Origin of the sequence: Bradyrhizobium sp. AUGA SZCCT0169, from assembly GCF_018130085.1 — a bacterium.
Taxonomy (GTDB): domain Bacteria; phylum Pseudomonadota; class Alphaproteobacteria; order Rhizobiales; family Xanthobacteraceae; genus Bradyrhizobium.
In genome coordinates this window covers 198,578-205,275 of the sequence record NZ_JAFCMC010000009.1, presented here as the reverse complement: position 1 = coordinate 205,275, position 6,698 = coordinate 198,578, and the positions used below count along the sequence as shown (strand labels likewise).

General features: G+C 60.3%; 4 protein-coding genes. 2 read left to right on the top strand and 2 right to left on the bottom strand.

The window, feature by feature from the left end; translation table 11 throughout:
• Positions 1-1,340 (bottom strand): DUF4347 domain-containing protein (locus JQ609_RS13880; protein WP_249127957.1); only part of this gene is annotated, 1,340 nt, incomplete at its 3' end.
• Between the two features lie 28 nt (positions 1,341-1,368).
• Positions 1,369-1,770, bottom strand: a complete 402-nt coding sequence (locus tag JQ609_RS13875) for a hypothetical protein (RefSeq protein WP_212273808.1) — start codon at positions 1,768-1,770, stop codon at positions 1,369-1,371.
• A gap of 667 nt (positions 1,771-2,437) precedes the next feature.
• Here JQ609_RS13875 and JQ609_RS13870 point away from each other — a divergent pair.
• Together JQ609_RS13870 and JQ609_RS13865 are read left to right on the top strand one after the other, a co-directional pair.
• Complete coding sequence (locus JQ609_RS13870; RefSeq protein WP_212273807.1) at positions 2,438-4,642, top strand: peptidase domain-containing ABC transporter; 2,205 nt, start codon at positions 2,438-2,440, stop codon at positions 4,640-4,642.
• Between the two features lie 163 nt (positions 4,643-4,805).
• Positions 4,806-6,581: a tetratricopeptide repeat protein gene (locus tag JQ609_RS13865; protein ID WP_212273806.1), complete on the top strand. Its 1,776-nt coding sequence runs from the start codon at positions 4,806-4,808 to the stop codon at positions 6,579-6,581.
• Positions 6,582-6,698: the final 117 nt, after the last annotated feature.

Genomic DNA, 6,698 nt, shown 5'->3' with positions numbered 1-6,698 from the left:
CCGGTGGCTCCAGTCAGACCGGTCGCACCCGTGGCTCCCGTCAGACCCGTGGCGCCGGTGGCTCCAGTCAGACCGGTCGCACCCGTGGCTCCCGTCAGACCTGTGGCGCCGGTGGCTCCAGTCAGACCGGTCGCACCCGTGGCTCCCGTCAGACCCGTGGCGCCGGTGGCTCCAGTCAGACCCGTGGCGCCGGTTGCGCCGGTATCGCCGGTCGCACCCGTGGCTCCGGTCAAACCTGTGGCGCCGGTGGCTCCAGTCAGACCCGTGGCGCCGGTTGCGCCGGTATCACCCGTTGCACCCGTGGCACCGGTCGCACCGGTATCGCCAGTCGCACCTGTGGCGCCGGTGGCTCCTGTCGAACCGGTGGCACCCGTGGCTCCGGTCGCACCCGTCGGGCCTGTTTGACTCGTGAGGCTGAAACTACCCTCTTCAAACGTAACGCCATTATCGCCATTATTATTGTCTACGGGATCGAAAACATAAGTATTTCCGGCACCAGGCGTAAGTGTACCGTATAAGTTGAAGCCGCTGTCGTACACGAGATAAGTATGAGTAGTGTCGGGAATTGTTATCGTCGTAGCAAACTCAAAAACCAAATTGTTATTTGCGGATGGAAGTACAAAGCTCCCAACGATTGTATCAGGAGTGGCTGTTTGATCCACGAGATAAAACGTGTTTATACTCTTACTATTACCATCAGCTATGGTACCGGTGAGTGTCAGATCGGCCGCTGCAAGCACCCCGGTGTAACTTGCCGCCCCATCTGTGGTCAGCGGCGGCAGGGGCCTGGATGCGCTCACGCTTGCGGATATTTTCCAGGCGCCGCCCAGGGCCGCTGCGCCCACAAGCGACGTAGAAGCGCAGACGTCTGCGCCCACGGCCGTACCCAGCGCCTCTATGAAGGCTTCGCCCGCATCCCCTGATGCCGTCTCACAGCTCCACAGCCGCAGGTCGCCGTGCCCGCCCAGGGCCCGGCCAATGGCGGCTAGATGGCGCGCGTCACGCTCAAGCGTCGCAAGTTCACCCTCATCACGCGCCAGCGTCTCCAACGACCATTTGTCTGAACTGAAGATCACCTGGCCCGGTGCGCCGTGCGCAACAACGTGGATCGCATCAAGTCGCGCAACACCGTTCAGTGCTTCTGCCATCTGCTGAGCCGCAGGCCTCCCGCGATCGAGCACGACAGCCCGCACTTCGGGGCGCAGATTTGACAGCAGTGTTGCTAGATCCGGAACGGCGGGATCAACGAACAGAAACTCTGATTGGTGGGCCATGGAATTGGTCCTCTTTTGACTTTGACCTTCACGATTCACGGCAGGCCGAGTGGTGGAGGAGATCAACAAACAAATAGACGCCCTAGCCGAGAGATTACTCTCCGCTAGGTCCATCTGGCTGTAAGGGATTCAGAGAGCTACGAACGGAAATAAACTGGCAGAGCTTGAACTCTCCGTTCGCATCAAAGGTGCCGATGTCGTAAGCGCTCGCGTAGCGTCCGACCTTCAACCGCATCTCGACCGTGTTAAAACTGTTCGATGCGTCTGGCAGATTGACTTGGGAGACGATCGTTTTTGTAGCCCGATCGACAATGAAGAAAGTGACGTTTTGGGTGGTCTCGCCGTGTGGCAAAGTCCCGGTCACGACAATTTCGTGCGAGACGCCGGCAGAGAGAAGGCCGCCATATTTGGCAATACCTACGGCCGTTAGCGGCGGCAGAACATTCTGTTGCTGATAAGAAATCGCCGACACGTCGGCTCGATCTGATTTAGACATACGCCCCACCTAACGCTACTCACGAGATCGACTTCCGGAGCAAATCGACGTTGGTCCGTCGTTCACACCCTGCTGAACTCAGCTCGAACTAGCATTTGTCTCGCCTTATACGCAGAGTCAATTACATCGCCACCAGCACGATATATGTGCGCGCATGTTCCGCATCAGCCAACGGCAACCTCACTGGCAACTGTCCGCGTTGGTTTGTCTGTAGCGGTTCCGAAACAAAAATTTACTTGCGCCCTACCTCGGCTGTTTCAATTGACGAACTTTGAGCGGTGCAGACAGATTGAACGGCCTTCGCCTGTTACCATCGCATCAATCGACGACGCGCCGGTGCCTTCGGTTCCACGACATACCCCTTTCGAGTTACCTCGAAATGTCTTCGCTGGCTGGTGCGCCTGCCCGACGCCTCTTAAGGGATTGCGGCTGACTCGAGATAGGAAACTAGGGTGTTCTTTCCCCTCGGCATTATTGAAGGAACCGAAGATGAGGTAGGCGCAGACAGAATTTGAATGTAGAGTGGTTATGCTGCTTGCGCGCAGATCGATATGCAGCGTCGTCAGACTTGAGAGATGGATCGAGAGTAGGCCTTCGCGTGAACCCTCAGCCTCACATCCAACATCCGGACACTTGCCGCGGGGCGAAGGGCGCGCCCAGTGACACAATGCCGGACGGGCAAGGCAGGCATGACGCAGCTAAGGCGCGCGTAGACGCGCTCGCCGTTGTTGCCCAGCACCACGGCGTCGAACTAGATCGCAAAGCGCTACGCGTTTCTCCCGGCGAGGTACCCTCTCCCGCCGCTCTTGCCACTTGGGCGCGCGAGGGCGGACTATGGGCAAAAGCGACGCGCCTGCGATGGCGCCACCTGATCCGCATGCAGTCGGACGCCCCGGTGGTGCTCTTGTTTTCCGACGGTGGTGCTGGCGTCCTCGTCTCGCGCGACGCCAACGCTGGCACAATACGTGTACGGGATCCGAGCCGTCCCGGCGAAGAACCCGTCGCCGTCGATGAGCTTCGCCTCGCAAACGTCTGGCATGGGGATGTATTGCTCCTGCGGCGTGAGCGAGGCACATCTGCCGATGACGAGCCATTCTCGTTCTCCTGGATGATGAGTCGCGTTCTGGAAGAGCGCCGCAATCTGCGCGAGATCGCCGCCGCCTCAATCAGCTTGAGTGTCCTGCAGATCGTGCCGCCTTTCCTTATCCTGGTCGCAATCGATCGGGTGATCACGCATCAGGCCATGGCGACGCTGGGCATGATCTCGCTGATACTCATCCTCGTCACGGCCTACGACACGCTGCTTGGCTACGCTCGTCGCGAGATCATCGAGGTCACCGCGACACGCATTGACGCGCGGTTGGGGATGCACGTCTTCCGGCGATTGCTCGCACTGCCAATGGACTTCTTCGAGCGCCATCCGACCGGCGAAACGGCCCGCAAAGTCGGCCAAATCTTCAACATCCGCAGCTTCTTCACCGGCAAGCTCGTTAGCACGTTTCTCGACGTATTCACCCTGATCGCATTGCTGCCATTTCTGTTCTGGATGAGTGCGACGCTCGCGTGGTTGGTGCTCGCGGCCTCTGCTGCCGTTGCACTCGTGGTATTTGCGTTTTTACCCGCGATAAGGCGGGTTTTTGCGCGCCTCGTGATAGCTGAAAACCGTAAGAATTCCGTGCTCGTTGAGACCGTATATGGCATGCGGACCGTCAAGTCGCTCGCAATCGAAAAAGTGCGCAACGAGGAGTGGGACGCGCGCGTGGCTGAGGCAGGCCAAGCGCGTCTCGACGCCGGTCGCATCTCGAACGTCGCGCAGACCATCGTGAACCCAATCGAGGCGTTCATCAATCGCGGCGTTCTGCTCGTTGGCTGCTACATCCTCATTGCTTCGCCTCCCGGGAGCACCGCGATTACCGGCGGTGCTCTCATCGCGTTCTTAATGCTCGGCGCTCGAGTAGCAAGCCCGCTGATTGGTCTGGCAAAGCTCATGCAGGATATCGAAGAAGTTCGCCTTTCGGTGAGCGAGGTGGCGGACGTACTCAACCATCCAACAGAAGCGGCGGCGATGCGGACCGGCCTTCGGCCGAAATTTGAAGGTGCGATTGCATTCCAAGACCTCACCTTCACCTATCCTGGGTCAACGGTGCCGGCGCTTGACCGCATCTCGTTCGAAATTCCAGCGGGAACCATGCTCGGCCTCGTGGGTCGCAGCGGCTCGGGGAAATCGACGATCGCGCGCCTCCTTCAGGGCATTAACCGCGAGTATAGCGGTTACCTTAAGATCGACGGCACCGATCTACGGGAGATCAATCTAACGCACCTGCGCAGCAGCTTTGGGGTAGTGATGCAGGACAACTTCCTGTTTCGCGGCACTGTGCGGGATAACATCATTGCCAGCCGACCTGGCTTGACGCTTGAGCATGCTGTGCAGGCGGCCCGTCTTGCGGGTGCCGAGGAGTTTATCGAGCGGCTGCCGCGCGGGTACGAGACTTGGCTCGAGGAAACCTCGTCCAACCTGTCGGGGGGACAGCGCCAGCGTCTTGCCATCGCGCGCGCGCTCGTCTCCGATCCGCGCCTGATGATCTTGGACGAGGCGACGAGCGCGCTCGATCCCGAGAGCGAGGCCCTTGTCAACGCGAACCTTTTGCGCATTGCCAAAGGTCGGACCATGATCATCGTTTCGCACCGCTTGTCCTCGCTGGTCGACTGCGACCAGATCCTCGTCCTTGACAAGGGTAAGGTCGTCGATATCGGCCCACATGAGGAAGTGCTTGAGCGCTGCGCCGTTTATCGACAACTGTGGCAGCAGCAACACCGGCATTTGGAGGGCGGGCGCCCACGTTCGCTTAAATCCGCCACGACACGAGAGTGACGATTATGGCCAGGCGCTCGGTCACCACTCGCGGATTGTTGCCAAACCTAAGGAAACGCGGGCCCACGCAACCGATACTGGTGGCGCTCTTCGAATTTCAGGCGGAAGTCCACCTGTTTATGTCGCACGCTTCTTTGAATGGTTCACCAAGCAAGGCCATAGAATGAGTTTCGTTGATCGTCTGATTGCGCCGGTCTCAATATCAGCCCGCGCCCGGCGTGGGACTGAACTCCTCGAGTCCGGCCGCGCGGCTGAAGGCTTCCATCAACTCGCCTACGCCGCTCGCGGCGGCTGTATTGAGGCGCAGTATCGAGTCGGGCGATGCTATCTCGAGGGCACCGGCGTGCCACAAGCGACCACGGAGGCGGTACGCTGGCTCCAGCGTGCTGCGGAAGCCGATTCAGCGGACGCCCAGTTTTATCTCGCGCTTCTGTATGTTCAAGGAGTGATCATCCCTGAGCAGTCGAGTGCGGCTCTCTTTACCGTCGACAATGAAAGTGGCGGCCCAGATTTCTTCACGGCACTTAATTGGGCGCGCCGCGCCGCCGAGGGCAACTCGGCCGAGGGCCAGGCGCTTCTGGGATATATTCTAACTTCCGGCCCCGATACCATAACCGATGAGCGGGAAGCTGAGCGCTGGTACGCGCGTTCGGCGGAAGCCGGCTGTCCTCAAGGGTCTCTTGGCCTTGGGCTCGCCCTGCTCCGCCGGGCACAGGACGAGCGGACACAGAAGGAAGCAGCTGAACAGATCGCGAAAGCGTCGGCGGCCGGCATTCCAACGGCCCTCTATCTCATCGCTGTGCTCACGGAATTTGGCATAGGCGTGGGAGGCGAACTCACTCGAGCCGTCGAGCTTTATCGTCGCGCTGCCGACAAAGGCGTGTGCCTAGCGCAAAGGCGTTTAGGCGTGGCCCTCATCAATGGTCACGGTGTCGAGCGCAACCTGGTCGAAGGGGAAACCTGGCTGCGCCGGGCCGCACTTGCCGGCGACGCAGAGGCGGCCGCCCGGGTCGGCCTTCTCTACGCTCGCGGAGGCGAATTGCCACCTAACTATGTCGAAGCCGTAGCATGGCTCGAGCGCGCCGCCGAAGGAGGTTACGCGCCAGCTGCGAGGACTTTGGGTCAACTCTACTCGATCGGCACCGCCGTCGGCCGCGATCTGGACCTCGCAAATTTCTGGCTGGAGCGTGCAGCCGAACTCGGTAACGAGGCGTCGAAAGCCGACTTTGCTAATCTCGTGCTCCGCGGCGGCGGCAAATCCGGCGATCAGGCCAAGACGCGTCATTGGTTCCAAGAGGCGGCCGAGACGGGGGACCTCATAGCCGCTTTCAACTTCGCCGTCTGCTTCGCCGAAGGAATCGGGATCGAGCGCGATGAGACCGCGGCTGCGCTGTGGCTTCGCCGCGCGGCAGTGGGCGTCCCGACTGCCCAGTACTGGTACGGTCGGATCTTGATCGAAGGCCGTGGCGTCCCAGAAAACCCAGTCGAAGGGCGAATGTGGTTGAGACGCGCCGCCGACGGCGGGATCGTCGATGCGCAAGTTCTTCTCGGCGAGATGCTTGTAAACGGCCGAGGCGGACCACCCGACCATCGCGCGGCCCGCGCGCTATTCGAAAAGGCTACTAGTCAGGGCCACATTGGGGCGATGTTCGCGCTCGGTGCGCTTTATCATGGCGGTCATGATATCGCAGCAGATCCTAGTCTGGCACAGCGCTGGTTCCGCGATGCAGCGCAGCGCGGGCATCCAAGGGCGCAACTGATGCTCGGCCGATATCTCCTCGGCGGCGCTGCGGGCCGGACTGATCTTGCCGAAGCACGGCAATGGTTCGAGGCGGCCGAAGCCCAAGGGGTGACTGAAGCGGCGCTCGAGTTAACACGTCTTGCTAAAGGACCGGGCGGAGAGGCTCGTAATTTGAAAGGAAGTGCCTCGGCCGCGTAGTCAACAGGAAGGTCTGAATGCGGGATTCGGAAATGGATTTTTCTCGCGTGTGGTGGCGCAAGCTAGCAAAAAGCCTGTGAACCTGTGCGGCGCGGAGGCACTGGCTAACCTAAAAAG

Bases quoted from the DNA above. Each gene is read 5' to 3' on its own strand.
- JQ609_RS13875 (WP_212273808.1), bottom strand. From the start codon at position 1,770: ATGTCTAAATCAGATCGAGCCGACGTGTCGGCGATTTCTTATCAGCAA.
- JQ609_RS13870 (WP_212273807.1), top strand. From the start codon at position 2,438: ATGCCGGACGGGCAAGGCAGGCATGACGCAGCTAAGGCGCGCGTAGAC.
- JQ609_RS13865 (WP_212273806.1), top strand. From the start codon at position 4,806: ATGAGTTTCGTTGATCGTCTGATTGCGCCGGTCTCAATATCAGCCCGC.